Origin of the sequence: Rhodanobacter sp. PCA2, from assembly GCF_013620825.1 — a bacterium.
Taxonomy (GTDB): Bacteria; Pseudomonadota; Gammaproteobacteria; order Xanthomonadales; family Rhodanobacteraceae; genus Rhodanobacter_A.
This window is the reverse complement of the sequence record NZ_NJIC01000017.1, coordinates 43,740-68,702: the sequence shown is the minus strand read 5'-3', so window position 1 is coordinate 68,702 and position 24,963 is coordinate 43,740. Positions and strand designations below refer to the sequence as shown.

Here is a 24,963-nt window from a genome sequence, read left to right as displayed (position 1 = left end):
CTTAACATGACAGAACGAAGACACCCTGCTCCGCCGGCACCCCCGCGACCCTCGCCCGGCGGCTGATATGCTTCGTCGATGGACGTTTCCAACAACAGCATGGCCGGCCGCGTGGCCGAACGTTTCCGCGGTTTCCTGCCGGTGATCGTGGACGTGGAGACCGGGGGCTTCGACGCCGAGCGCGACGCCTTGCTGGAGATCGCCGCGATATCCATAAGCATGGATGCGCACGGCTTCGTGCATCCGCACGCCACCGTACATGCCCACGTGGAGCCCTTCCCCGGCGCGAACCTGGACCCGCGCGCGCTGGAAATCACCGGCATCGACCCGGACAACCCGCTGCGCGGCGCCCTGAACGAGCGCGCGGCGCTGGAACACGTGTTCCAGGCGGTACGCGGCGCCGTGCGCGAGCACGGCTGCCAGCGCGCGATCCTGGTGGGACACAATGCCGCGTTCGACCTGGGCTTCCTCAATGCCGCGGTGCGCCGCACCGGCAACAAGCGCAACCCGTTCCACCCTTTCAGCTGCTTCGACACCGCCACCCTGGGCGGCCTCGCCTACGGCCAGACCGTGCTCAGCAAGGCGGTGCAGGCCTCCGGTCGCATGTTCGACACGCGCGAGGCGCATTCGGCGATCTATGACGCCGAAAGTACCGCCGTACTTTTTTGCGACATCGTCAACCGCTGGCGCCAACTGGAAATGTTCGAGCGCGACCGCATGGGCCTGGACATCGGCTGAGCCCCCTTCCGGGCGGCATTGTCATCCAACTGAAACATTCATCTCATTTCATTGCAACACGCCACCGCTGCAATGGCGAGCACACCGGGCGCCGCCCGTGCACTCCCAAGGAGCCACCGTGTTGACCTCACCCCGATTCATGTTCCGCCTCGGCGCGTTCACCGCGATCGCCGCCGCTTGCTCGTTCGGCGCCATGTCCGCCGCAGCCACCGACATCACCGGTGCGGGCTCCAGCTTCGTGTACCCGGTGATCTCCAAGTGGTCTGCCAGCTACGCCGAGAAGACCGGCAACCGCGTCAACTACCAGTCGATCGGCTCCGGCGGCGGCATCGCCCAGATCAAGGCCGGCACCGTGGACTTCGGCGCCAGCGATATCCCGCTGGACGAGGCGACGCTCGACAAGTTCGGCATGGGCCAGTTCCCCGACGTGATCGGCGGCATCGTGCCGGCGTTCAACGTGCCCGGCGTGGCCGCCGGCAAACTCGTGCTGGACGGCCCCACGCTCGCCGCCATCTTCCTTGGCAACATCAGCACCTGGAACGACCCCGCGATCGCCGCGCTGAATCCCGGCCTCAAGCTGCCGAGCACCAAGATCACCGTGGTGCACCGCTCTGACGGCTCGGGCACCACCTTCAACTTCTCCGACTATCTGTCCAAGGTCAGCGCCGACTGGAAGAGCAAGGTGGGCGAAGGCAGCGCGATCAACTGGCCGACCGGCATCGGCGGCAAGGGCAACGAGGGTGTCGCAGCCTATATCCGCCAGATCCCGAACTCGATCGGCTACGTGGAATACGCCTACGCGCTGCAGAACCACATCGGCTATGCGGTGATGAAGAACGCCGCCGGCAAGGTGGTCGAGCCCAAGACCTCCACCTTCCAGGCCGCCGCCGACACCGCCGACTGGGCGCACGCGAAGAACTTCAACCTGCTGATGACGAACGCACCGGGCGCCGATGCGTGGCCGATCACCGCCACCTCGTGGGTGATCATGTACAAGCAGCCGAAGAACGCCACCAACGGCAAGGTCACCTTCGACTTCTTCAAGTGGGCATACGCGAACGGCCAGGAACAGGCCCGCTCGCTGGATTACGTGCCGCTGCCCCCCAGCCTGGTAACCCAGATCGAGAACTACTGGAAGACCGAGTTCAAGCAGTAAGCTCGCGATGAAGCCCCTCCTGTGTCGGAGGGGTTGGGCACGGGCCCGGGCGCCGCGAGACGATTCGCGACGCCCGGGCCTTCGTCCGGGCCCCCGGGCCATTTCCTCCCTTCCCCGGGGAGAAGAAAAAGATCCCAAAGCGGAAACCGCATGTCATCGATCCCTGCCACCGACCTCGCTTCCGACGCCGAACAGCGCAGCCGCATCGACGCCCGCCACGACAGGTGGTTCCGCTGGTTGCTGATGTTCTGCGCCCTGCTGGTGCTGGCCACCTTGCTGGGCGCCGCGCTGTCCACGCTGTGGGGCGGCCGCGAGGTGCTGTTCAAGGACGGCTTCCGTTTCCTCACCAGCGACGCCTGGAATCCGGTCACCGACGACTACGGCGCACTGGCGCCGATCTTCGGCACCCTGGTGACCTCGCTGATCGCGCTGCTGCTCGCGGTGCCCGTGAGCTTCGGCATCGCGCTGTTCCTCACCGAGATCGCCCCGGCCTGGCTGCGCAGTCCGGTCGCCACCGCGATCGAACTGCTGGCCAGCATTCCGTCCATCATCTACGGCATGTGGGGCCTGTTCGTGTTCGTGCCGTTCATGGCCAGCATCGAGCCTGCGCTCAGCGACACGCTGGGCAAACTGCCGCTGGTCGGCAAACTGTTCCAGGGGCCGCCGCTGGGCCTGGGCCTGCTCACCGCGGGCATCGTGCTGGCGGTGATGATCCTGCCCTTCATCTGCTCGGTGATGCGCGAGGTGTTCCAGACCGTGCCGGTGCGGCTCAAGGAATCCTCCTACGCGCTGGGCTCCACCACCTGGGAAGTGGTGTGGGACATCGTGCTGCCCTACACCCGCTCGGCGGTGATCGGCGGCGTCTTCCTCGGCCTGGGCCGCGCGCTGGGCGAAACGATGGCGGTGACCTTCGTGCTGGGCAACGCCTACAGCATCTCCAGTTCGCTGCTGATGCCGGGCACCTCGATCTCCTCCTCCATCGCGAACGAGTTCAACGAGGCGGTGGGCACGCACCGCTCGGCGCTGATCGCGCTGGGCTTCCTGCTGTTCGTGGTGACCTTCGTGGTGCTGCTGATCGCACGCCTCATGCTGCGCCAGCTGGCGCGCCGGGAGGGCAACTGATGGCCGCCTCCGTCTATGTGCGTCGCCGCGCGATCAACGTGATCGCGCTGGGCCTCAGCGCGTTCGCCACCGCACTGGGCCTGGTGTTCCTCGCCTGGATCCTGTGGATGACGCTGAAGAGCGGCCTGGCCGCGATCACTCCGCGCCTGTTCACCAAGATCACCGCCTACGGCGCCGAAGGCGGCCTCGCGAACGCGATCGCGGGCAGCCTGATCATGGACCTCATGGCGCTGCTGATCTGCGCCCCGATCGGCGTGCTCGCCGGCACCTTCCTCGCCGAGTACGCGAACCGCACCAAGCTCGGCGCGACGATACGCTTCCTCAACGACATCCTGCTGTCGGCCCCGTCCATCGTGCTCGGCCTGTTCGTGTACGTGATCGTGGTGCTGCCGATGTCCAACTTCACCCACGGCCAGGTGTCGTTCTCCGGTTTCGCGGGCGCGGTGGCGCTTGCGCTGATCGGCCTGCCGGTGATCGTGCGCACCACCGACGAGATGCTGCAGCTGGTGCCCGGCACGCTGCGCGAGGCCACGCTGTCGCTGGGCGTCCCGCAGTGGAAGATGACCGTGCAGGTGCTGATGCGCGCGGCCACCTCCGGCATCGTCACCGGCGTGCTGCTGGCGCTGGCGCGGCTGGCCGGCGAGACCGCCCCGCTGCTGTTCACCGCGTTCGGCAACAATTTCATGACCGTGCACCCGATGGACAAGATGGCGAGCCTGCCGGTGGCCATCTACCAGTACACGAACGACCCCAGTCCCGCGCTGCACACCATCGCCTGGGCCGGCGCACTGCTGATCACGCTGTTCGTGCTCGTGCTGAGCCTGCTGACCCGAATGCTGTTCTCCCGCCACAAGGTGCGTTATGACTGACCTCGCCGCCAACGCCGCGGACTTCACGGCCGCCGCGGAAACCAACACCACGACGCCCACCAAGATCGCGGTCCGCGACCTCCACTTCCACTACAACGGATCCGAGGCGCTGAAAGGCATCACCATGGACATCCCGGAGAAGGTGGTGACCGCGATCATCGGTCCCTCCGGCTGCGGCAAGTCCACGCTGCTGCGCATCTTCAACCGCATCTACGCGATCTACCCGAAGCTGGTGGCCACCGGCGAGGTGCTGCTGGACGGGGAGAACATCCTCGATTCCGGGTATTCGCTGAACCGCCTGCGCAGCAAGGTCGGCATGGTGTTCCAGAAGCCGGTACCGTTCCCGATGACGATCTTCGAGAACGTGGCCTACGGCATCCGCCACCACGAGAAGCTGTCGAAGACCGACATGACCGAGCGCGTGGAGCAGGCCTTGCGCCGCGCCGCGCTGTGGGACGAGGTGAAGGACAAGCTGAAGCAGAGCGCGCTGGGCCTCTCCGGCGGTCAGCAGCAGCGCCTGTGCATCGCCCGCGGCATCGCGCTCAAGCCCGAGGTGCTGCTGCTGGACGAGCCGACCTCGGCGCTGGACCCGATCGCCACCAGCCGCATCGAGCAGCTGGTGGAGGAACTCAAGCACGACTACACCATCGTCATCGTCACCCACAACATGCAGCAGGCCGCGCGCGTCTCCGACCGCACCGCCTTCATGTACATGGGTGACCTGATCGAGTTCGACGTCACCGAGAAGATCTTCACCAAGCCCTCGAAGAAGCAGACCGAGGACTACATCACCGGCCGGTTCGGCTGAGCGAGGCGATCATGAGCACCGGCAAGGAACACATCATCAAGAGCTACGATGACGAGCTGGCGCGCCTCACCGGCGAACTGGTACGCATGGGCGAGCTTTCGGTACGTCAGCTGGAGGCCGCGATCGACGTGGTCGAGCGCCGCGACGAGCGCGCCGCCCAGCACGTGGTGGGCAACGACGACGCGATCGACCAGTTGGAGCAGGAAATCAGCCACGACGTGGTGCGCCTGCTGGCGCTGCGTGCGCCGATGGCGGGCGACCTGCGCAACGTGTTCGCCGCGCTGCGCATCGCCGCCGACATCGAGCGCATCGGCGACTACGCGGCGAACGTGGCCAAGCGTTCGATCCCGCTGTCCATGGCCGCGCCCATCAACCCCACCAGCGGCCTCGCCCACCTCGCCGAGCTGGCGGCCGCCGAGGTGCGCGAAGTGCTGATCGCCTACCGCGACGGCGACGCCGAACGCGCCTACCAAGTGTGGGAAGACGACGTGGAGCTGGACGACGCCTATACCGGCTACTTCCGCGAACTGCTCACCTACATGATGGAAGACCCGCGCAACATCACGCCGTGCACGCACCTGCTGTTCATGGCGAAGAACATCGAGCGCATCGGCGACCACGCCACCAACATCGCCGAGAACGTGTGGTACCAGGTCACCGGCGAGCCGCTCACCGCCCAGCGCAAGAAGGGCGACCTCACCGCCAACCCCGACATGCCCAAGCTGGACGGCCGCAACGACTGAACGTCGCCGCGGCCGCTGCGGGGCGCACGCTCAGTGCGCCCCGCCGGCCAGCTTGAGGCCCACGATGCCGAGCAGGATCAGCGTCACGCAAGCCAGCCGCAACGGCGTGGCGGGATCGTGGAACAGCACGATGCCCAGGATCACCGCGCCCACCGCGCCGATGCCGGTCCAGATCGCATAGGCGGTGCCGATCGGCAGCGTCTTCACTGCCAGCGCCAGCAGCAGCATGCTCACCGCCATCGCCGCCAGCGTGCCCACGCTGGGCCACAGCCGGCTGAAGCCGTCGGTGTATTTGAGGCCGATCGCCCAGACGATCTCGAACAGGCCTGCGAGTACCAGATAAAGCCATGCCATGGGACTACTCCTTGGATGTCGCGCGGAGTCGTCCCCGCCAGTGGGATATCGCGTCGGGTCGTCCCGCCGCGGCCGGCCCGCCGGGCCGAAGGTTTCAGGGCAGTCGCGCCTCGCGGCGCCGCTGCGCCCCGCGCACGATGCCATAGATGCCGATCAGCAGCCACGCGAGCTGCATGACGAAGGCCGGCCAGTTGAAGCTGCCGAACAGCAGCGACAGCATCACGCCCACCGCGCCCAGCACGTTCATGAGCTGGTAGGTCAAGCCGTTGCCATGCAGCTTGTGGGCCTGCAGCAGGAAGAATGCCAGCAGCACCAGCAGCACACCGATGTAGCCGGCCCAATCGTGCCAGTAGAAAGTCATGGCAATCCGCTCCTTTGACGCAACGCCTCGAACAATACGACACCGGTCGCCACGGAAACGTTGAGGCTTTCCATCGCCCCCGGCATGGGAATCTTCGCCAGGAAATCGCAGGTCTCACGGGTGAGCCGGCGCAGGCCCTCGCCCTCGCTGCCCATCACCACCGCCACCGGACCTTTCAGGTCGATGCCGTAGATCGACTGCTCGGTGTCGCCGGCGAGGCCGGTGATCCACACGCCGGCATCCTTCAGGTTGCGCAGCGTGCGCGCGAGATTGGTCACCGCGATCAGCGGCACGCGGTCCGCGCCGCCCGCCGAGGCGCGCCGCACCACCGGGGTCAGGCCCACGGCGCGATCCTTGGGCACGATCACCGCGGTGGCATTCGCGGCCGCCGCGCTGCGCAGGCAGGCGCCGAGGTTGTGCGGATCGGTGACGCCGTCCAGCACCAGCACCAGCGCCGCGCCATTGGCCTGCCCCAGCAACTCGGGCAGATCGCCCTCGCCCACCAGCGCCGGCGCCTCGTACAGCGCCGCCACGCCCTGGTGGCGCGCCTCGCCGGCAAGCTTGTCCAGTTGCTCGCGCGGGCGGTGGTGCACCGGGATATTCAGCGCCTTCGCGCGTTCGGCCAGCTCGTGCACGCGCGTGTTGCGCTGGCCGTTCTCGACCAGCAGCTCGCGCACCCGTGCGGCATCATTGCCCAGGGCGCCATCGACCGGGTTGATGCCGACGATCCAGTGCTCGCTCATTTCCTGCCTTTCGGTTCCGGTTGACGCTTTGCCGGTTTCTTCGCCGCGCGCGGCGCCTTCTGCACGGCCTTGCCTTGCTTGCCGCCGCTCTTCTCCGCCGCCCTGGTGGACGGCCGCGCAGCGGCAGGCGGCGGATTATCGCGCGGCGGCAGCGGCGGCAACACCATTTCCGCCCGGCGACCGGGCGGCGGCGACGCCTTGCGGCCGGGCAGCGAATAACGCTCGCCCGCCGCGGCGTAATCGTAAGACTTCCCGCTGCGCGGCGGTGGTGCGGCGGAAGCGCGCGGCGCCGCCAGCCGGAAATCGATCTTGCGGTCCTCCAGGCTGGCGCGCAGCACCTGCACGCGCACGTGGTCGCCCAGCCGGTACTGCGTGCCGCTGCGCTCGCCTTTCAGCAGGTGCCGCTGCGGGTCGAAATGGTAGTAGTCGTTGCTGAGCTGGCTGATGTGGACCAGGCCCGAGACCTTGGATTCGTCCAGTTCCACGAACAGCCCGAACGAGGTGACGCCGGTGACCACGCCGGCGAATTCCTCGCCCACGTGCTTGGCCATCCACGCGCACTTGTAGCGCTCGTCCACGTCGCGCTCGGCCTCCTCGGCACGGCGTTCTCGCTGCGAGCAGTGCACCGCCATGGTGGCCATCTGCGCCGGCGTCCAGGTGTAGCCCGCGGGCTTGCCGCCGGTGAGCGCGTAGCGGATCGCCCGATGCACCAGCAGGTCCGGGTAACGGCGGATCGGCGAGGTGAAATGCGCATACGCCGAAAGCGCCAGGCCGAAGTGGCCACGGTTGTCGGGCTGGTAGGCCGCCATGCTCTGCGCGCGCAGCAGCACGCTCTGGATCAGCTCGCGCTCGGGGCGCTCGGCCACCAGGCGCAGCACGTCGGCGAAGTCGGCGGGGGTCACCTCCTCCACCGGCGGCATGCGCAGCTTGAACTCGCGCAGGAACTGCTGCAGGTCTTCGTACTTCTCCGCCGGCGGCGGCTCGTGGGCGCGGAACAGCGCGGGAATCTTCTTCTTTTCGAGGAACAGCGCGGCCTGCACGTTGGCGGCGATCATGCATTCCTCGATCAGCTTGTGCGCGTCGTTGCGCTCGGTGGCGCCGGCCGACACCACCTCGCCGCGCTGGTCGAGGCTGAACTTCACCTCGGGCGTCTCGAAGTCGATCGCGCCGCGGCGCTTGCGCTGCGCCGCCATCGCCTTGTACAGCGCATGCAGGTTTTCCAGCTGCGGCAGCACGTCGGCCACCGCATCGAGCGCGCCGGCCTCGCGCAGGCCCACCGCCTGCCACACCTGGTCGTAGGTGAGCCGCGCATGCGAGCGCATCACCGCCGGGTAGAACTTCGACTTCGCCACCTCGCCTTCGGCGTCGACCACCATGTCGCAGACCATGCACAGCCGCTCGACCTTGGGGTTCAGCGAGCAGATGCCGTTGGACAACGTCTCCGGCAGCATCGGCACCACGAAGCCGGGGAAATACGTGGACGTGCTGCGCTCGAACGCCTCGCGGTCCAGCGCGCTGCCGACGGGCACGTAATGCGAGACATCGGCGATGGCAACGACCAGCCGCCAGCCGCCGCCGCGTTTCGGCTCGGCATACACGGCATCGTCGAAATCGCGCGCGTCGGCGCCGTCGATGGTCACCAGCGGCAGCTTGCGCAGGTCGATCCGGCCCTCGCGCTCGGCGGCGGTGACCTCCGGCTCCACCTCGGCCGCGTCGCGCAACACCTCGGGCGGCCATTCGTGCGGCAGGTCATGGCTGGCGATCGCCATCTCGATCAGCAGCGAAGGCTGCAGGCGCTCGCCCAGCACGGCACGGATCGCGCCCAGCGGGCCGCGGTGCGGCGTGGGCGGGTCGGTGATCTCGGCGACCACGATCTGGCCGGCGCGGGCGCCCTGGGTCTCGCCGGGCGGAATCATCACGTCCTGGTGCAGGCGGCGGTCGTCCGGCGCCACCAGGGTCACGCCGTTCTCCACCACCACCCGGCCCACCAGGCGCGGCGAACGGCGCTGCAGCACCTCGGCGATCGCGCCTTGGCGGCGGCCGCGGCGGTCCACGCCCACCACGCTGGCCAGCACGCGGTCGCCGTGCAGCACGCCGCGCATCTGCTGCGGCGAGAGGTAAAGGTCCTCGCCGCCTTCGTCGGGGCGCAGGAAGCCGTAGCCTTCGGCGTTCGCCAGCACCACGCCGGGAATCAGGTCCAGCTTCTGCACCGGCGCATAGCCGCCGCGGCGCCCCAGCAGCAACTGGCCGTCGCGCACCATCGCACCCAGTCGCTTGTGCAGCGCGAACAGGTCGTCGGCGTCATGCAGCTCCAGCGCCTCGGCGATGCGCGCCTCGGTGAGCAGCTCGCCACGTTCCTCCAGCAGGGCGAGGATGGCCTCGCGGCTGGGGATGGGGCGCTCGTAGCGCTGCGCCTCGCGCTCGGCGTGCGGGTCGCGCGCCTGTCCCGCCTGCCTGCGTCTGCCGGCAGGTGGCCCCTGCTCGGCCCGCCCGGCGCGGGCGGGGGTGTTCCGGGGCGCTGCGCGGGTGCCCGCGCGCCTGCCTTCCTTGTTCTTCTTGGTCACGAAATAGCCTTGTGTGGGGTGCCGCGCCGCCAATGGCGCAGCCCGATGTATGAATGCGTCAACCTGAGTGTTGACAAGGTTCGGCCCGATCCCTACTCTACGCGGCTCACGCAGCCCGCTTGGCTCGCGCGACACCTTGCCCAGGTGGCGGAATTGGTAGACGCACTAGTTTCAGGTACTAGCGGGTAAAACCGTGGAGGTTCGAGTCCTCTCCTGGGCACCAATTGTAGACGAAGCCCGCAGCGATGCGGGCTTCGTCGTTTCTGCGATCCGTACGCGCCGCCACGGATGAACCGCCGATGCCGATGATGTCCGCGCCCCATGCCCTCGCCGAACGGCGCCACTGGGTGTTCGACCTGGACGGTACGCTGACCGTGGCCGTGCACGATTTCGCCGCGATCCGCCGCGCGCTGGACATCCGTGCGGATGAGGACATCCTCGCCCACATCGCCGCGCTGCCCGCGCACGAGGCGGACGCGAAACGCGCGTGGCTGCTGGAGCACGAACGCGGACTCGCGCAGGCCTCGCGTCCCGCCGCCGGCGCTGCGGCGCTGGTACGCGCACTCGCGGCGCGCGGCTGCCGGCTGGGCATCCTCACCCGCAACCTGCGCGAGCTGGCCCTGCTTTCCCTCGAAGGGATCGGCCTGGCCGACTGTTTCGACCCGGGCGACGTGCTGGGCCGCGAAGACGCGCCGCCCAAGCCCGACCCCGCGGGCCTGCACGTGCTGGCTGGGCGCTGGGCGGTCGAACCGGCCACGCTGACGATGGTCGGCGACTATGCCCACGATCTGGCCTGCGCCCGCGCTGCCGGCGCGCAGTCCGTGTTGGTGAACCTGCCCGTGAACCGCTGGCCCGATCTTGCCGACTGGCACTTCGCCGACTGCCGCAACCTCGCCGCCGCCCTGGGCGCCACGATCGATCAGGGGTGACCCTCGCTGCCCGCGGCCGCAGCAAGGCGACCTTTTTCGTTTCGCCAGGGAAGGTTCGAATCCTGCCCGCGATTCGAACCTTCCAGAAGCCTCAGATGACCGCCGGCCCCTTCAGCTCCACCATGTTGCCCTGCGGGTCGTAGCAGTAGATCGACGGACCCTCGCCGCGCGCGCCATAACGCGACCCCAGCTCGCCGATGCGCACGCCGTGCGCCTTGAGGTGGGCGAGGATCGCCGCCTCGTCGTAGTCCTCTACCCGCAGGCAGAGGTGGTCCATGTTGTGGCCTTCGCTGCCCGGCGCGGCGCCGCCCATGCGGCCCAGCTTGCCGTCCATGCCCACCAGGTCGATCAGCGAGGCGCCGGCGCGCAACTGCACCAGGCCGATCTCGTCCTGGCGACGCTCCTCGCGGCAGCCGAGCACGTCGCAGTAGAAGCGCCGCATCGCCTCCGGGTCGATGGCGCGCAGCACGACATGGTCGATCTCGCCGATGCGTATCATCGGGGTTCCTCCGCCGGGAAAAACGGGCAGCGGCAGCATAGCCGCCGCTCCATGCCCGCTGCGTGTGCCGGACGGTATGCATCCTGCGTTTGCGGCCTCAGGCCACAGTTCCTGAACGGCTCCCTGCGACCCCGGCGCCGATGGCCGGGCCGAGGCGCGCGGGCCGGCGCCCCTGTATAATCCGCCGGGTGAAACGCATGGTGGGAGAAGCGGCCATTCCTTGAAGGATCGGCCGCTGCCGAAGGCGCAACGCCCGTAATCGCTCAGGCCCCATACCATCCTGCGCACAGCACTCTGGAGAGAGCGGTCGCATCCGCCGCCGAAGGGGCACGAGGCTCACGCCTCCAAACTCTCAGGCAAAAGGACAGAGGGGCGCCCGCGTGCGGCATGCACGCAGATTTCGGACGCCCCTGCCATGAGCCAGAACTCCCCCTCCCTGCACGAGCTGGAAAACCACGACGCGTTCATCGCGCGCCACATCGGCCCCAACGACGCCGAGATCGCGCGCATGCTGCGCATCGTCGGGCACGACTCGCTGGAGTCGATGACCGACGCGATCGTGCCGGCGACGATCAAGTCCGCCGCCCCGCTGGCGCTGCCCGCGGCGGTGAGCGAGGTCGACGCGCTGGCGAAGATCCGCGCCATCGCCGGCCGGAACAAGGTGTTCCGCAGCTTCATCGGCCAGGGCTACTACGGCACCCACACGCCCAACGTCATCCTGCGCAACATCCTGGAGAACCCTGCGTGGTACACGGCCTACACGCCGTACCAGGCGGAGATCTCGCAGGGCCGCATGGAGGCGCTGATCAACTTCCAGACCATGTGCGCCGACCTCACCGGCATGGAGATCGCGAACGCCTCGCTGCTGGACGAAGCCACCGCGGCCGCCGAGGCGATGACGCTGGCGAAGCGTTCGGCCAAGGCCAGGGGCAACGTCATCGTGGTATCCGGCGATGCGCATCCGCAGACCATCGGGGTGATGCAGACGCGCGCCGAGCCGCTGGGCCTGACGGTGAAGCTGGCGAATTCCGCCGAGGAATGGGATGCCGCGATCGCCGCGGACGACTATTTCGCCGCGCTGATCCAGTACCCCACCAGCAGCGGCTGGCTGATGGACTGGAGCGACGAGGTCGCGAAAATCCACGCCAAGGGCGCGCTGGCGATCTTCGCCAGCGACCTGCTGGCGCTGACCCTGCTGAAGACGCCGGGCGAGATGGGCGCCGACATCGTGATCGGCAACTCGCAGCGCTTCGGCGTGCCGTTCGGCTTCGGCGGCCCGCACGCCGCCTTCATGGGCTGCCGCGACGCGTACAAGCGCTCGATGCCCGGCCGCCTGATCGGCGTGTCCATCGACGCCGAAGGCAACAAGGCCTACCGCCTCACGCTGCAGACGCGCGAGCAGCACATCCGCCGCGAGAAGGCCACCAGCAACATCTGCACCGCGCAGGTGCTGCTGGCCGTGATGGCCTCGATGTACGCCGTCTACCACGGCCCGGAGGGCCTGGTGCGCATCGCCTCGCGCGTGGCGCGCCTCACCGCCATCCTCAAGGCCGGTCTGCAGCAGCTGGGCTTCACCACCACCCACCACGACAGCGCGTTCGACACGCTGAGCCTGAAGACCGGCGAGCGCACCGACGCGATCGCGGCGCGCGCGGTGGCGCTCGGCGCGAACCTGCGCAAGGCATGGGGCGAGTACCTGTGCATCTCGCTGGACGAAACCACCACGCGCGCCGACATCGAGCTGCTGTGGCGCATCTTCGGCGGCGACGACGCGAAGCTGCCCGGCATCGACGCGCTGGACGCCAGCGCGCCGTCGCTGATCCCGCCCGAGCTGCGGCGCAGCTCGCCGTTCCTCACGCACCCGGTGTTCAACACGCACCACACCGAACACGAGCTGCTGCGCTACCTGCGCACGCTGGCCGACAAGGACCTGGCGATGGACCGCACGATGATCCCGCTGGGCTCGTGCACCATGAAGCTCAACGCCACCGCCGAGATGATGCCGGTGACCTGGCCCGAGTTCGCCGACATCCACCCGTTCGCGCCGGCGGACCAGGCGCAGGGCTACCGCGAACTCATCGCCGGCCTGGAAGCGCAGCTGGTGGAAATCACCGGCTACGACGCGGTGAGCCTGCAGCCGAATTCCGGCGCGCAGGGCGAATACACCGGCCTGCTGGCGATACGCGCCTACCACCGCTCGCGCGGCGAAGGCCACCGCGACATCTGCCTGATCCCCGAGTCCGCGCACGGCACCAACCCGGCGTCCGCGAACCTGTGCGGCATGAAGGTGGTGGTCACCAAGTGCGACGCGAACGGCAACGTGGACGTGGCCGACATCCGCGCCCAGGCCGAGAAGCATTCGGCCAACCTCGCCGCGATCATGCTCACCTACCCGTCCACCCACGGCGTGTTCGAGGAGGACGTGGTGGCGATCTGCGACATCGTCCACCAGCACGGCGGACAGGTGTACACCGACGGCGCCAACATGAACGCGCTGGTGGGCGTGGCGAAGCCCGGCAAGTGGGGCTCGGACGTCAGCCACCTCAACCTGCACAAGACCTTCTGCATCCCGCACGGCGGCGGCGGCCCGGGCGTGGGCCCGTGCGCGGTGCGCTCGCACCTCGCGCCGTTCCTGCCGGGCGCGCTGGACAGCGACGGCGTGCGCACCGCGGGCACCGGCAACGGCGCGATGGTCAGCGCCGCCACGTTCGGCAGCGCGTCCATCCTGCCGATCTCGTGGATGTACATCACGCTGATGGGCACGGCCGGCCTGCGCAAGGCCACCCAGGTCGCGCTGCTCAACGCGAACTACATCGCCAAACGCCTCGCGCCGCACTACGAGACGCTCTACACCGGCCGCAACGGCCTGGTGGCGCACGAGTGCATCCTGGACCTGCGCCCGCTCAAGGACGCCACCGGCATCGGCGCCGAGGACGTGGCGAAGCGCCTGATCGACTTCGGCTTCCACGCGCCCACGCTGAGCTTCCCGGTGTCCGGCACGCTGATGGTGGAACCCACCGAGAGCGAATCGAAGCATGAGCTGGACCGCTTCATCGACGCGATGATCCAGATCCGCGAAGAGATCCGCGCGGTGGAGGAAGGCAAGCTGGACCGCGACGACAACCCGCTGCGCAACGCCCCGCACACCGCGTCCGCGGTCAGCGCCAGCGAGTGGACGCACGCCTACCCGCGCGAGCTGGCCGCCTTCCCGCTGCCCTCGTTGAAGCAGCAGAAGTACTGGCCGCCGGTGGCACGCGTGGACAACGTCTACGGCGACAAGAACATCATGTGCGCCTGCATCCCGGTGGATGCATACAAGGAAGAAGTCGAGGCCTGAGCCGCCACGTCCGATGTCGACGAGAAGCCCCGCCCAGCGCGGGGCTTCTCGTTTTTCATTCTGAAGAGTGCGGCCATGGATGGCCGCTCGTTTGATCTTCGCGATCATGGATGATCGCAAAAACATCGGCAGAGTGCGGCCATGGATCGCCTCCCGTGTGATCTTCGCGATCATGGACGATCGCAAAAACATCGGCAGAGTGCGGCCATGGATGGCCGCCCGTGTGATCTTCGCGATCAGGGACGATCGCAAAAACAACGGCAGAGTGCGGCCACGGGTGGCCGCCCGTGTGATTATCACGATTAGGTAGGTCGTAAAAGTAATGGCGGACCGGCTCGACAAATGGGCGCCCAATCGCCCCTCAATCCGGGTCGACTGCAACACCCCCCCATTGAATCCCCGCCAACTCACCGCATGTGGAAGTTTGCACATGCCTGCAGCGCCGCGTGCCGCCATGCGTGCCAGAATGCAGCCCCCAGGCACCGCCGTTTCCCCGGGATCGAGAGGTTTCGCCTTGAACGCTTCCACGCTTGCCGAGCCCGGCAGCCGCGTCGCCACCACGCCCCTGCCGCGCACGCCGGACCTGCACGAATCCGATCCCCGGCGCATGCGCCAGACGCTGCGCGACTACTTCACCAGCACCTTCGACCGCTACGAGTCGCTGTTCGAGACGCTGGCCGTCGACGCAGCCTGGTACGAGCCGCCGATCACGCTGCGCCACCCGCTGATCTTCTACTACGGCCACACCGCCACGTTCTTCGTCAACAAGCTGCTGCTGACCCGGTTGATCGAGGAACGCATCGATCCGCACCTTGAATCCGTGTTCGCGGTGGGCGTGGACGAGATGGGCTGGGACGACCTGGACGACACGCACTACGACTGGCCCGGCATCGCCGAGGTGCAGGCGTATCGCGACAAGGTGCGCGCCCTGGTGCTGCGCCTGATCGACGAGGCGCCGCTGGAGCTGCCGATAGGCTGGGACCACCCGTGGTGGGCCATCGTGATGGGCATCGAGCACGAGCGCATCCACCTGGAAACATCCTCCGTGCTGATCCGCCAGCACAAGCTGGCCTACGTGAAGCCGCACCCCGCGTGGCGCCCCTGCATGCAGAGCGGCGAGGCCCCGGAAAACACGCTGGTGAAGGTGCCGGCGGGCGCGGTCGCGCTGGGTCGCGACATCTCCAGCGCGACCTACGGCTGGGACAACGAATACGGCCGCCACGCGGCTGAAGTGCCGGCCTTCGAGGCCAGCCGCCAACTGGTCAGCAACCGCGAGTTCCTCGCCTTCGTGGACGACGGCGGCTACGTCCAGCCCGAGTACTGGGACGAGGAAGGCAACGGCTGGCGCGAATTCGCCCGGGCCGCACATCCCACGTTCTGGCGCCGCTCCGCCGATGGCTGGCGTCTGCGCCTGCTCACCGAGGAAGTGGCGATGCCGTGGGACTGGCCGGTGGAAACGAACTACCACGAGGCCAAGGCGTTCTGCCGCTGGAAGTCCGCGCGCAGCGGACTGCCCGTGCGCCTGCCCACCGAGGACGAGTGGTATCGGCTGTACGCCGAAAGCCGCCGCGGCGCACCGCACGGCGAAGCGCCGGACGCGAACCTCAACCTCGCGCACTGGGCCTCGTCGTGCCCGGTGAACCGCTTCGCGCAGGGCGAGTTCTTCGACGTGGCCGGCAACGCGTGGCAGTGGACGGAAACCCCGATCTATCCGTTCGAAGGCTTCCAGGTGCACCCGATCTACGACGACTTCACCACGCCCACCTTCGACGGCCGCCACAACCTGATGAAGGGCGGTTCGTGGATCGCCACCGGGAACGAGGCCGAAGCCGCCTCGCGCTACGCGTTCCGCCGCCACTTCTTCCAGCACGCGGGCTTCCGCTACGTGGTTTCCAAGCACCTCAAGCCCGCGCCGGCCTCGCACTACGAAACCGACAAGCTGCTCTCCGAATACGCCGAGTTCCACTACGGCGACAGCTACTTCGGCGTACCGAATTTCTCGCAGGCGCTGGCGGAACTGGCCATCGCGGCACGCGGCGACGCGCCGAAACGCACCGCACTGGATCTCGGCTGCGCCTCCGGCCGCGCCACGTTCGAACTGGCGCGCCATTTCGACCACGTCACCGGCGTGGATTTCTCCGCGCGCTTCATCGGCCAGGGCGTGGCGCTGGCGCGCGGCGACAGCCTGCGCTACCTGCTGCAGGACGAAGGCGAGCTGGTCGAATACAAGTCGCGCAGCCTCGCCGAGCTGGGCCTGGCGGATACCGCCGCCAAGGTGGAGTTCTGGCAGGGCGACGCCTGCAACCTCAAGCCGCAATTCGGCGGCTACGACCTCATCCTCGCCGCCAACCTGATCGACCGCCTGTACAACCCCGCGCAGTTCCTGGAAACCATCCACGAACGGCTGAACCCGGGCGGCCTGCTGATGATCGCCTCGCCCTACACCTGGCTCACCGAACACACGCCGCGCGCGGACTGGCTGGGTGGCTTCAAGAAGGACGGCGAGAGCTTCACCACGCTCGACGGTCTCGACGCCATCCTCGGCGCGCACTTCGAACGCTTGGGCGACCCCCGCGAGGTGCCGTTCGTGATACGCGAGACGCGACGCAAATTCCAGCACACCTTGTCCGAGGTGAGCCTGTGGCGGCGCCGCGTGTGAGCCCGCTCCTCCACCGTTTTCCCCAACCCGCCTCTCCGTCACCCCGGCGAAAGCCGGGGTCCAGCGCCTCTGCTCCGCTCGCATCCCCGCCGCACGCAAAGCCACTGGGCTCCAACCTCATTCCGCAACCCGCTCCACCGTCACCCCGGCGAAAGCCGGGGTCCAGCGCCCCAGCTCCGCTCGCATCCCCGCCGCACGCAAAGCCATTGGGCTCCAACCCCATTCCGCAACCCGCTCCACTGTCACCCCGGCGAAAGCCGGGGTCCAGCGCCTCTGCTCCGCTCGCATCCGCGCGCAAGCAAAGCCACTGGGCTCCTGCCTGCACAGGAGCGACGGCTGCGTTTCCACCGGTGACCTGACCGTGTCCCCCGACTTCGACCAGCCAATCGACCGCAGCGGCACCCATGCGCTGAAGTTCGAAGGCCGCCTGCAGAAATTCGGCCGCGCCGACGTCCAGCCGATGTGGATCGCCGACATGGATTTCGCCGCGCCCACCTGCGTGAGCGAAGCCCTGCTCGCCCGCGCGCGGCACCCGATCTACGGCTACACGCAGTACCCCGACAGCCTGTGCCAGTCGCTGGTTGATTGGTGCGCGCGCCGCCACCGTTGGCAGGCCGAACGCGATTGGCTGGTGCCGGCTTCCGGCGTGTTCGCATCGCTGTCCGCGGCGGTGCAGGCCTGCACCGCCGCAGGCGACGCGGTGATCGTGCAGCCGCCGGTCTACCACGGCTTCCGCGGCGCGGTGGAAGGCTGCGGCCGGCGACTGCTGCACAACCCGCTGCGCGAATCCGATGGCCGCTACGCGATGGATTTCGCGCAGCTGGAACAATGCGCACGCAGCGGCGCGCGCGCCCTGCTGCTGTGCAATCCGCACAACCCGGTCGGCCGGGCGTGGACGCCGGACGAACTGGCGGAAGTGCTGCGCATCGCACGCCGCCACGACCTCACCGTCATCAGCGACGAAGTGCATGGCGACCTTCCGCTGTCCGGCGGCCGCCACCATCCCCTGCCCAGCCTGGCGCAGCCCGGCGACCGCGTCGTCGCCCTGCTCTCGCCCAGCAAGACCTTCAACCTGCAAGGGCTGGGACTGGCCGTCCTCGCTGTCCCACGCGCCGACCTGCGCGACGCGCTGCGCACTACCGTCGCAAGCTTGCACCTGGGCGACGCCAACCCCTTCGCCGTCGCCGCCGCCGAAGCCGCCTGGCTCCACGGCGACGACTGGCTCGACACCCTGCTGGCCTACCTCGCCGGCACCCGCGATCTCGTCGCCGACCATCTGCGCACCCGCATTCCGTCAATCCGCCTCACACCGCCCGAAGCCGGCTACCTGCTGTGGCTGGACTGCCGCGCGCTGGACCTGGACGACGCCGCGCTGCGCGACTTCTTCGTCCACCGCTGCAAGCTGGGCCTCAACCCCGGCCCCGACTTCGGCCCCGGCGGCAGCGGCTTCGTGCGCATGAACATCGGCACGCCAAGGCGCAACGTCGAAGCGGCGCTGGATGCCATCGACGCGGCGCTGGGCTGACGCTGTTCTTCCGGGAGTCGAAAACGACAAGGCCCCGCATGCGGGGCCTTGTCGTGTCGCTTGCCGACCCGCTCAACCGCCGTTCTTCGCCAGCCACGCATCCACCGCCGGCAGGCGGTCCTTGCGGATCATCATGCGGTACTGGATGTTGGCGATCACGGTGTCGGCGGGACGGCGCGCGCCCGGGGCGATGGTGGCCTCGTAGGCCTTGATCTTTTCGATCATCGCCGGGTCGAACGAGCTGCCGCCAAGGGCCGGGTAGTAGCGGGTGCTGGAGGAGGAGTCGACCAGCTTGTCCACCTGCGCGCGGTGCGCCATGGCGAAGTCGTAGGCCAGTTCCGGATGCCGGCGGGACACGCTGCCTATCATGCCGGCGCTGTTGGTGGCGCCCGGCTCGTCGGTGAGCGCGAGATCCAGCGCACGCTGGGCCAGCGCCTTGTCCGTGGCGGCGGCGAGCAGGCCGTACAGGCGGTCGCGGATCATCGGCGATTTCTCGGCCCTGGCTTCGGCGTGCAGCCTGTCCCAGGTGGCGGCGTCGGCGTGCCGCGCCACGATGCCGAGGATGGTCTTGCGCAAGGCGGCCGGCACCGCCTTGGGATCGGTGGCCTGGGCGTCGTAGCGGCGGCGTACTTCCTTGAGCACGTCCTGGTCGCCCAGCTCGGCCAGCGCGCCGATCAACTGGGTACGCAGCAGCGTGGTCGAGGTGCTTTCGTCCGGCCGGGCATCCCAGCCCACCCGCGCGAACACCGGCTTGAGCCGCGCCGTCGCATGCTTGCGGAAGCGGTCCTGCCGCGTCTGGTCGCCGCGGTAATAGTCGTCCAGCGCCATGAGGCTGCCGGCCACTTCCGCCCAGACCTCCGGCACGGCATCGGCCGGCGTGGCCTTGGCCAGGTCCAGGAAATCCGACACCGGTTCCAGGCCGGCCATGCTCTCGGCCCAGGTGTCGCCCATCAGGCCCAGCTGGTCGATCGGCGCGAGCCTGGTGAAGTCCTGCTTCAGCGCGGCGAGCTGGTTGGGCGCATACAGCGTGCGGTAGTAGCCGCTCTGTCCCGCGTTCACCAGCACCGGCCCGCAGCCCTTGAGCTTCAGCGTGGCGGAGCCCTCCACCAGCGTGCTGGCCGTGGCGTTGCCCAGCACCTGCGCGATCACCGGCACGTGCCAGCGCAGCGGCTGCTTGTCCGGGCGATCCTTGGTGAACTCGCCCTGGGTGAGCTTGACGGTGGTTTCGCCGTTGCTGCATGCGGCCGCACCCACCTTGATCATCGGTACACCCGGCTGCAAGGTGAAGTCGTGCGCCACCCGGGTGATCGGCTTGCCGCCGGCCACGCCGTCCATCGCGTGCCACAGGTCGTCGGAAACAGTGTTGCCGTAGGCATGCGCCTGCAGGTAGTTGTGCACGCCCTGGCGCCAGGCCTCGGGCCCGACATAGGCCTCCAGCATGCGGATCACCGCCTCGCCCTTCGCGTAGGTGATGGTGTCGAAGGCCTGGCTGGCCTCTTCCACGGTGTCGATCTTCTGCACCACCGGATGGGTGGTGGCCACCGCGTCGCGCGACATCGCGCCTTCGCGCGTGCCCACCGCATCGAGCGCGGCGTTCCATTCCGGATGCCGCATTTCCGTCTCGCGCGAGGCCATCCACGAGGCGAAGCCCTCGTTGAGCCACAGGTTGTCCCACCAGTTCATGGTCACCAGGTCGCCGAACCACTGGTGCGCCATCTCGTGCGCCGCGGTGCCGAACACCTGCATCTTGTCGCCCTGCGTGGAGAACGAGGGGTCGAGCAGCATCGCGTACTCGAAGGTGAAGATCGCGCCCCAGTTCTCCATCGCCGAGAAGAACTGGCTGCTGCCCGGCGCGGCGATGTTGTCCAGCTTGGGCAGCGGGTACTTGATGCCGAAGTATTCGTTGTAGTCGTGCAGCACCGCCTTGGCCGATTCCAGCGCGAAGGCCGCCTGCGCGCGCTTGCCCTTCTGCATGATCACGCCGATCTCGGTGCCGTCCGAGGTGGTGGTCGCACGGTCGAAGTCGCCCAGGCCGAAGAACAGCAGGTAGGTGGACATCTTCGGCGTGGTCCGGAAAGTCACCTTCGCCAGGCCGTGGCCCGCATCCGTCTTCGAGGCCACCGGCATGTTGCTCACCGCCATCTCGTCGGCGGGCACGGTCACCGAGAGGTCGAAGCTGGCCTTGTACGCCGGCTCGTCCCACGAGGGGATGAAGCGGCGGGCGTCGGAGTTCTCGAACTGGGTGAACAGCGCACGCTTCTGGCCGCCCTCGGTGGGGTAGTCGATGGCGAACAAGCCGTTGGCCTGGGTGCCGATGGTGCCCACGTAATCCATCGCCAGCTTGTAGCGGCCGGGGGCGACCGGCTTGGCGAACGTGAAGGTGGCGGTCTGCGCCTTCTCATCCACCGCCACCCTGGCCGTGGCGGTGGCGCCCCTGCCCGAGGCCGGCACGAGCCTCGCCGAGGCGAACTTCATGCCCAGCGCGTTGAGCGTGATGCTGGCCGTGGGCTTCAGCACGTCCACGTCCACCGTCACCTTGCCGTCGAAGCTCAGCGTGTCCGCGTGCGGCACGATGGCCACCTCGTAATGCGTGGGCCGTACGCCGCGCGGCAACTGGGTGGGCGCCGGCGACGATGCGGCGGCGGCAGGCTGCGCCGGCATCGCCACCAGGCCGCCGGCAGAAACGGCGAGCGCCAGTGCGATCGCGGAAACCAGTGATTTGCGCATGAAAACCCCTCCTTGAGGCGAAACATGGCCCACGGTGCCGGAAGGCGCCGTGAAACCGACGGCCGATGAAATGAGGCAAACGCTTCCCCGACGCCCATGGTGGCGCCAGCCGCCACGGCCAGACACGGCCGGAAGTCATGTCCTCCAGGGCGATGCGCCCTGCCTGCACCGCATTTCCCCCGGTTCGTTCCCGCCGCAGCGGTGTTCGTCGCATGCCCGGCGAAAGCCGCCGGCGCGGCCGCTATGCTCGGCCCCATCGATCCACCACCGGGGACAGCCAGTGATCAAGGGTATTTTCTTCGTGGCGCGGCTGGTCGTCGCGTGGCTGCTGCTACTGATCTGCGTGGCAGGCCTGGTCTCCAATTCCGGCCCGTTCCGCAGCCTGTCGCCGCTGCCGGAACTCCTCGCCGCCGTCGTGCTGGCGCTGGTGGTCACGGGCGCGTTCTCGCACCTGCGGCGCGTGCGCCTGCTCGCCGGGCACGTGAGCCTGGCGACGCTGGGCAACCGCCAGCGCCGGCAGATCGAGTTGCCGTTCGAAGCCGGCGAGGCGTTCGACATGCTGGATGCGACCATCCGCGAACTGCCCTACACCGAGGAAGTCGAAAGCGCCCGCGACAGCCTGCAGGTGCGCGCCAAGGTGCTACGGCCCAATCCCTACGGCCGCACCGTGCTCGGTTGGCTCAATCCCTTCAGCTGGCTGGGCGGCCGGCGCAACCAGATCTTCGCCACGGTGACGCCGGGCGACGACATCGGCAGCGTCACCCTGGTGTGCGAACCGGAAAGCGGCGCATGGACCGACTGGTTCCGCGTGGACGACGGCACCAACCTGGTGAACGCCGAGGCGATCTCCCGCGCGCTCGCCCGTCGCGTGGCCGAACGCCGGCGCCGCGAGCGACAGGCCGCCACCCAGGCCGTCACCGACAAGGAACTGGCCCAGGCCAGGCTGAACCTGCTGCACGCGCAGGTGGAGCCGCACTTCCTCTACAACACGCTGGCCAGCGCGCAATACCTCACGCGCAGCGAACCGGCGCAGGCCGACCGCATGCTCGGCCACCTCATCCAGTACCTGCGCCATTCGCTGCCCAGCGCGGAGGAAACGCTGTCCACGCTGGGCGAGGAACTGGAACGCGCCCGCGCCTACCTCGAAATCCTGAAGATCCGCATGGGCGCGCGGCTGGAGATGAAGATCGAGGTGCCCGACGCGCTGCGCGCCGTCACCCTGCCGCCGATGATGCTGCAGACCCTGGTCGAGAACGCGATCAAGCACGGGCTGGAGCCCAAGCCCGGCGGCGGCACCGTGTGGATCTTCGGCCGCCGCGACGGCGACAGCGTGGCGGTCACCGTGGCCGACGACGGCCAGGGCTTCGGCCCCGCGGGCGGCGGCACCGGCATCGGCCTGAAGAACGTGCGCGAACGCCTGCAGCTTGTTTACGGGCCGCGCGCCTCGCTGGCGGTGGTCGCGAACGTGCCCGAGGGCGTGGCCGCCACGCTCACCGTGCCGGCGCCGCAAGCGCCGCCGGTCGCCGTGGAAGCGCGTCCATGACCCGCGCCGTCATCGCCGAGGACGAACCGCTGCTGCGCGATGCGCTGAAACGCCTGCTGGGCGATGCGTGGCCGGAACTGGACGTGGTCGCCGAATGCGAGGACGGCGCCGAAGCGCTGGAGGCCATCGCGGCGCAGCAGCCGGACGTGGCCTTCCTCGACATCCGCATGCCCGGCCTGAATGGCCTGGAAGTGGCCGCCGCGGCCGCCACCGCCAGTCCGGCGACGCAGGTGGTGTTCACCACCGCCTACGACCAGTACGCCATCGACGCGTTCGAGCGCGGCGCGATCGACTACCTGCTGAAGCCCATCGCCGCCGAGCGCCTGGCCGCCACCGTGGAACGGCTGCAGCGCCGCGTCACCGCCGGCCAGACCGCGCACGGCGACCTGGCCCTGCTGTTGCGCGAGCTGGCGCAGGGCGGCGCGCTCACTGCCGCAGCACCGCCGCTGACCTGGATCACCGCCGGCACGGGCCGCGAAACGCGACTGATCATGGTCGACGACGTCGCCTACTTCCGCGCCGACCACAAGTACACCGTGGCGGTGACCGCCGAGGGCGAGGCGCTGCTGCGCAAGCCCATCCGCGAACTGCTGGAGCAGCTCGACCCGGCGGCGTTCAAGCAGATCCACCGCTCCACCATCGTCAACCTGAAAGCCATCGCCGCCATCGTTCGCGACGACAGCGGCAAGGGCACGGTGCGCCTCAGGCAACGCCCCGAAACCCTCACCGTGAGCCAGCCCTTCATGGCGCTGTTCCGCAACATGTGACCCCGCACGCGAGGTGTCTCCATGTACAAACTCATCGCCATCATCCTGCTGCTGGCCGGCTGCACACCGGGAGAACGCGTGCTGGTCACGCGCGCCAGCGAAAACGGCCGGACCGTCTTCGACAGCCGCGTCACCATCGGCGAACTGTCGGCGCGTTTCGAGTGCCGCGTCAGTGCCAGCGGGCAATGCCACTACGCCTTGTTCGACCCGGACTGCACCGACGCCACCTGCAGCAAGCCGCCGCTGCAGGCATTCGCGGTGGCCGCAGGCGGCGAACGGACGCTTGCCGATCCGCCCCACGGCGTGCACGTCTGCATGCGGTCCGAGGCCGGCGCGATGACGGCGGCATGCACGCCCGGTCACGCCGCGGGAACGCCGCCCGCGGCACCGTGACATCCGTTTTCCTGCGGCGCCAACCGCGCCGCCCGCGCGATCAGCGCGCCGCGTCTTCCGCGCGCCGCGGCAGACGCCAGCCCGGCCGCACGAAGTGGCAGGTGTAGCCGCCGGGATAGTGCTGCAGGTAGTCCTGGTGCTCCGGTTCGGCCTCCCAGAAGTCGCCCAGCGGCTGCAGCTCGGTCGCCACCTTGCCGGGCCACAGGCCGGAAGCATCGACGTCGGCGATGGTGTCTTCGGCGATGCGCTTCTGCGCCACGCTGGCGTACAGGATCAGCGAGCGATAGGAGCTGCCGCGGTCGTTGCCCTGCCGGTTCGGCGTGCTGGGATCGTGGATCTGGAAGAAGAATTCCAGCAGCTCGCGGTAGCCGATGCGGGCGGGATCGAACACGATCTCCACCGCCTCGGCGTGGCTGCCGTGGTGACGATAGGTGGCGTTCGGCACGTCGCCGCCGGCGTAGCCGGTGCGGGTGGACAGCACGCCGGGCAGCTTGCGCAGCAGTTCCTGCACGCCCCAGAAACAGCCGCCGGCGAGCACGGCGCGTTCGGTGGCCATCACGCGTCCTCCACCTGGTCCAGCCAGGCGCCGTAGCCCTGGGCTTCCATCTCGGCGCGCGGCACGAAGCGCAGCGACGCGGAGTTGATGCAGTAGCGCAGTCCGCCGCTCGCGGTGGGCCCGTCCGGGAATACATGGCCCAGATGGCTGTCGCCCTGCGCGGAGCGCACCTCGGTGCGCAGCATGCCGTGCGAGTCGTCGCCCAGCTCGCGCACGCTGGCCGGCTGCAGCGGCCGGGTGAAGCTGGGCCAGCCGCAATGCGCGTCGAACTTGTCCGCGGAGGCGAACAGCGGCTCGCCGCTCACCACGTCGACATAGATGCCCGGCGCGGCGTGGTGCAGGTATTCGCCCGTGCCGGGCCGTTCGGTGGCGTTCTGCTGGGTGACGCGGTACTGCTCGGGCGTCAGCCGGGCGAGCGCTTCGGGCGTCTTGCGATACTGGGACATGGTCGGCCTCCACGGTGACATCGGCCCGAATCGATATGGGGACGTGCCCCGGCGATCCAAGCAAGCGTACCGCACCCGACGAAAAACCCCGCGCGCGGCGGGGTTCCTCGTCACGTCCCGGACA

At 68.7% G+C, this 24,963-nt stretch carries 22 protein-coding genes, 1 tRNA gene and 1 riboswitch; of the genes, 15 read left to right on the top strand and 8 right to left on the bottom strand.

What is annotated here, in order from left to right; translation table 11 throughout:
* Window positions 1-78: 78 nt before the first annotated feature.
* From rnt to phoU, 6 genes are all read left to right on the top strand, one after another.
* Entirely contained in the window at window positions 79-738 is a 660-nt protein-coding gene (rnt, locus tag PCA_RS06430) for a ribonuclease T (RefSeq protein ID WP_181301771.1), read from the top strand.
* Between the two features lie 139 nt (window positions 739-877).
* The gene (gene pstS, locus PCA_RS06425) at window positions 878-1,894 is read left to right on the top strand and encodes a phosphate ABC transporter substrate-binding protein PstS (protein ID WP_181301812.1); all 1,017 of its coding nucleotides are present in this window, start codon (window positions 878-880) and stop codon (window positions 1,892-1,894) included.
* Window positions 1,895-2,044: 150 nt separating this feature from the next.
* Window positions 2,045-3,016, top strand: a complete 972-nt coding sequence (gene pstC, locus PCA_RS06420) for a phosphate ABC transporter permease subunit PstC (protein ID WP_181301770.1) — start codon at window positions 2,045-2,047, stop codon at window positions 3,014-3,016.
* Entirely contained in the window at window positions 3,016-3,885 is an 870-nt protein-coding gene (pstA, locus tag PCA_RS06415) for a phosphate ABC transporter permease PstA (protein WP_181301769.1), read from the top strand. The genes pstC and pstA overlap by 1 nt, the downstream gene beginning before the upstream one ends.
* Window positions 3,878-4,693 (top strand): phosphate ABC transporter ATP-binding protein PstB, encoded by an 816-nt coding sequence (gene pstB / locus PCA_RS06410; RefSeq protein WP_181301768.1) that lies wholly within the window; start codon window positions 3,878-3,880, stop codon window positions 4,691-4,693. Before pstA ends, pstB begins: the two co-directional genes overlap by 8 nt.
* Before the next feature lie 11 nt (window positions 4,694-4,704).
* Window positions 4,705-5,436, top strand: coding sequence for a phosphate signaling complex protein PhoU (gene phoU / locus PCA_RS06405; protein ID WP_181301767.1), 732 nt, complete (start codon window positions 4,705-4,707; stop codon window positions 5,434-5,436).
* Between the two features lie 30 nt (window positions 5,437-5,466).
* Here the strand turns inward: phoU and sugE are convergent, their stop codons facing one another.
* From sugE to rnr, 4 genes are all read right to left on the bottom strand, one after another.
* Complete coding sequence (gene sugE / locus PCA_RS06400) at window positions 5,467-5,790, bottom strand: quaternary ammonium compound efflux SMR transporter SugE (RefSeq protein WP_181301766.1); 324 nt, start codon at window positions 5,788-5,790, stop codon at window positions 5,467-5,469.
* A gap of 94 nt (window positions 5,791-5,884) precedes the next feature.
* Window positions 5,885-6,151 (bottom strand): hypothetical protein, encoded by a 267-nt coding sequence (locus PCA_RS06395; RefSeq protein ID WP_181301765.1) that lies wholly within the window; start codon window positions 6,149-6,151, stop codon window positions 5,885-5,887.
* Window positions 6,148-6,894, bottom strand: a complete 747-nt coding sequence (gene rlmB, locus PCA_RS06390) for a 23S rRNA (guanosine(2251)-2'-O)-methyltransferase RlmB (RefSeq protein WP_181301764.1) — start codon at window positions 6,892-6,894, stop codon at window positions 6,148-6,150. Before rlmB ends, PCA_RS06395 begins: the two co-directional genes overlap by 4 nt.
* Entirely contained in the window at window positions 6,891-9,287 is a 2,397-nt protein-coding gene (gene rnr, locus PCA_RS06385) for a ribonuclease R (RefSeq protein ID WP_343204421.1), read from the bottom strand. Before rnr ends, rlmB begins: the two co-directional genes overlap by 4 nt.
* A gap of 309 nt (window positions 9,288-9,596) precedes the next feature.
* Between rnr and PCA_RS06380 the strand changes: the two genes are divergently transcribed.
* A tRNA-Leu gene (locus PCA_RS06380) sits at window positions 9,597-9,681 on the top strand.
* 76 nt (window positions 9,682-9,757) lie between these two features.
* Window positions 9,758-10,387: an HAD-IA family hydrolase gene (locus PCA_RS06375; protein ID WP_255436703.1), complete on the top strand. Its 630-nt coding sequence runs from the start codon at window positions 9,758-9,760 to the stop codon at window positions 10,385-10,387.
* A 91-nt stretch (window positions 10,388-10,478) separates the two neighbouring features.
* Here the strand turns inward: PCA_RS06375 and PCA_RS06370 are convergent, their stop codons facing one another.
* Window positions 10,479-10,886, bottom strand: coding sequence for a VOC family protein (locus PCA_RS06370; RefSeq protein WP_181301761.1), 408 nt, complete (start codon window positions 10,884-10,886; stop codon window positions 10,479-10,481).
* A 284-nt stretch (window positions 10,887-11,170) separates the two neighbouring features.
* A riboswitch (glycine riboswitch) is annotated at window positions 11,171-11,264 on the top strand.
* 37 nt (window positions 11,265-11,301) lie between these two features.
* Between PCA_RS06370 and gcvP the strand changes: the two genes are divergently transcribed.
* The 4 genes from gcvP to PCA_RS06350 all read left to right on the top strand — a co-directional run bounded on the left by gcvP (window position 11,302) and on the right by PCA_RS06350 (window position 18,407).
* Entirely contained in the window at window positions 11,302-14,223 is a 2,922-nt protein-coding gene (gcvP, locus tag PCA_RS06365; RefSeq protein WP_181301760.1) for an aminomethyl-transferring glycine dehydrogenase, read from the top strand.
* A gap of 79 nt (window positions 14,224-14,302) precedes the next feature.
* Complete coding sequence (locus PCA_RS06360; RefSeq protein ID WP_219918584.1) at window positions 14,303-14,533, top strand: hypothetical protein; 231 nt, start codon at window positions 14,303-14,305, stop codon at window positions 14,531-14,533.
* Window positions 14,534-14,737: 204 nt separating this feature from the next.
* The gene (gene ovoA, locus PCA_RS06355; RefSeq protein WP_255436702.1) at window positions 14,738-16,882 is read left to right on the top strand and encodes a 5-histidylcysteine sulfoxide synthase; all 2,145 of its coding nucleotides are present in this window, start codon (window positions 14,738-14,740) and stop codon (window positions 16,880-16,882) included.
* A gap of 361 nt (window positions 16,883-17,243) precedes the next feature.
* The gene (locus tag PCA_RS06350) at window positions 17,244-18,407 is read left to right on the top strand and encodes a PatB family C-S lyase (protein WP_181301757.1); all 1,164 of its coding nucleotides are present in this window, start codon (window positions 17,244-17,246) and stop codon (window positions 18,405-18,407) included.
* 72 nt (window positions 18,408-18,479) lie between these two features.
* Here the strand turns inward: PCA_RS06350 and PCA_RS06345 are convergent, their stop codons facing one another.
* Window positions 18,480-21,134: a M1 family metallopeptidase gene (locus tag PCA_RS06345; protein WP_181301756.1), complete on the bottom strand. Its 2,655-nt coding sequence runs from the start codon at window positions 21,132-21,134 to the stop codon at window positions 18,480-18,482.
* A gap of 280 nt (window positions 21,135-21,414) precedes the next feature.
* Between PCA_RS06345 and PCA_RS06340 the strand changes: the two genes are divergently transcribed.
* Genes PCA_RS06340 through PCA_RS06330 form a run of 3 tightly spaced genes read left to right on the top strand, consistent with a single transcriptional unit; the run spans window position 21,415 to window position 23,837 of the window.
* Window positions 21,415-22,677: a histidine kinase gene (locus tag PCA_RS06340; protein WP_181301755.1), complete on the top strand. Its 1,263-nt coding sequence runs from the start codon at window positions 21,415-21,417 to the stop codon at window positions 22,675-22,677.
* A complete protein-coding gene (locus PCA_RS06335; protein ID WP_181301754.1) occupies window positions 22,674-23,444 on the top strand; it encodes a LytTR family DNA-binding domain-containing protein in 771 nt (256 codons plus the stop codon). The genes PCA_RS06340 and PCA_RS06335 overlap by 4 nt, the downstream gene beginning before the upstream one ends.
* Before the next feature lie 21 nt (window positions 23,445-23,465).
* Window positions 23,466-23,837, top strand: coding sequence for a hypothetical protein (locus PCA_RS06330; RefSeq protein WP_181301753.1), 372 nt, complete (start codon window positions 23,466-23,468; stop codon window positions 23,835-23,837).
* Window positions 23,838-23,877: 40 nt separating this feature from the next.
* On the opposite strand, the gene msrA is transcribed toward PCA_RS06330, so the two are convergent.
* Both msrA and msrB read right to left on the bottom strand, forming a co-directional pair.
* Window positions 23,878-24,393, bottom strand: coding sequence for a peptide-methionine (S)-S-oxide reductase MsrA (gene msrA / locus PCA_RS06325; RefSeq protein ID WP_181301752.1), 516 nt, complete (start codon window positions 24,391-24,393; stop codon window positions 23,878-23,880).
* The gene (msrB, locus tag PCA_RS06320) at window positions 24,393-24,839 is read right to left on the bottom strand and encodes a peptide-methionine (R)-S-oxide reductase MsrB (RefSeq protein WP_181301751.1); all 447 of its coding nucleotides are present in this window, start codon (window positions 24,837-24,839) and stop codon (window positions 24,393-24,395) included. The genes msrA and msrB overlap by 1 nt, the downstream gene beginning before the upstream one ends.
* Between the last annotated feature and the right edge of the window lie 124 nt (window positions 24,840-24,963).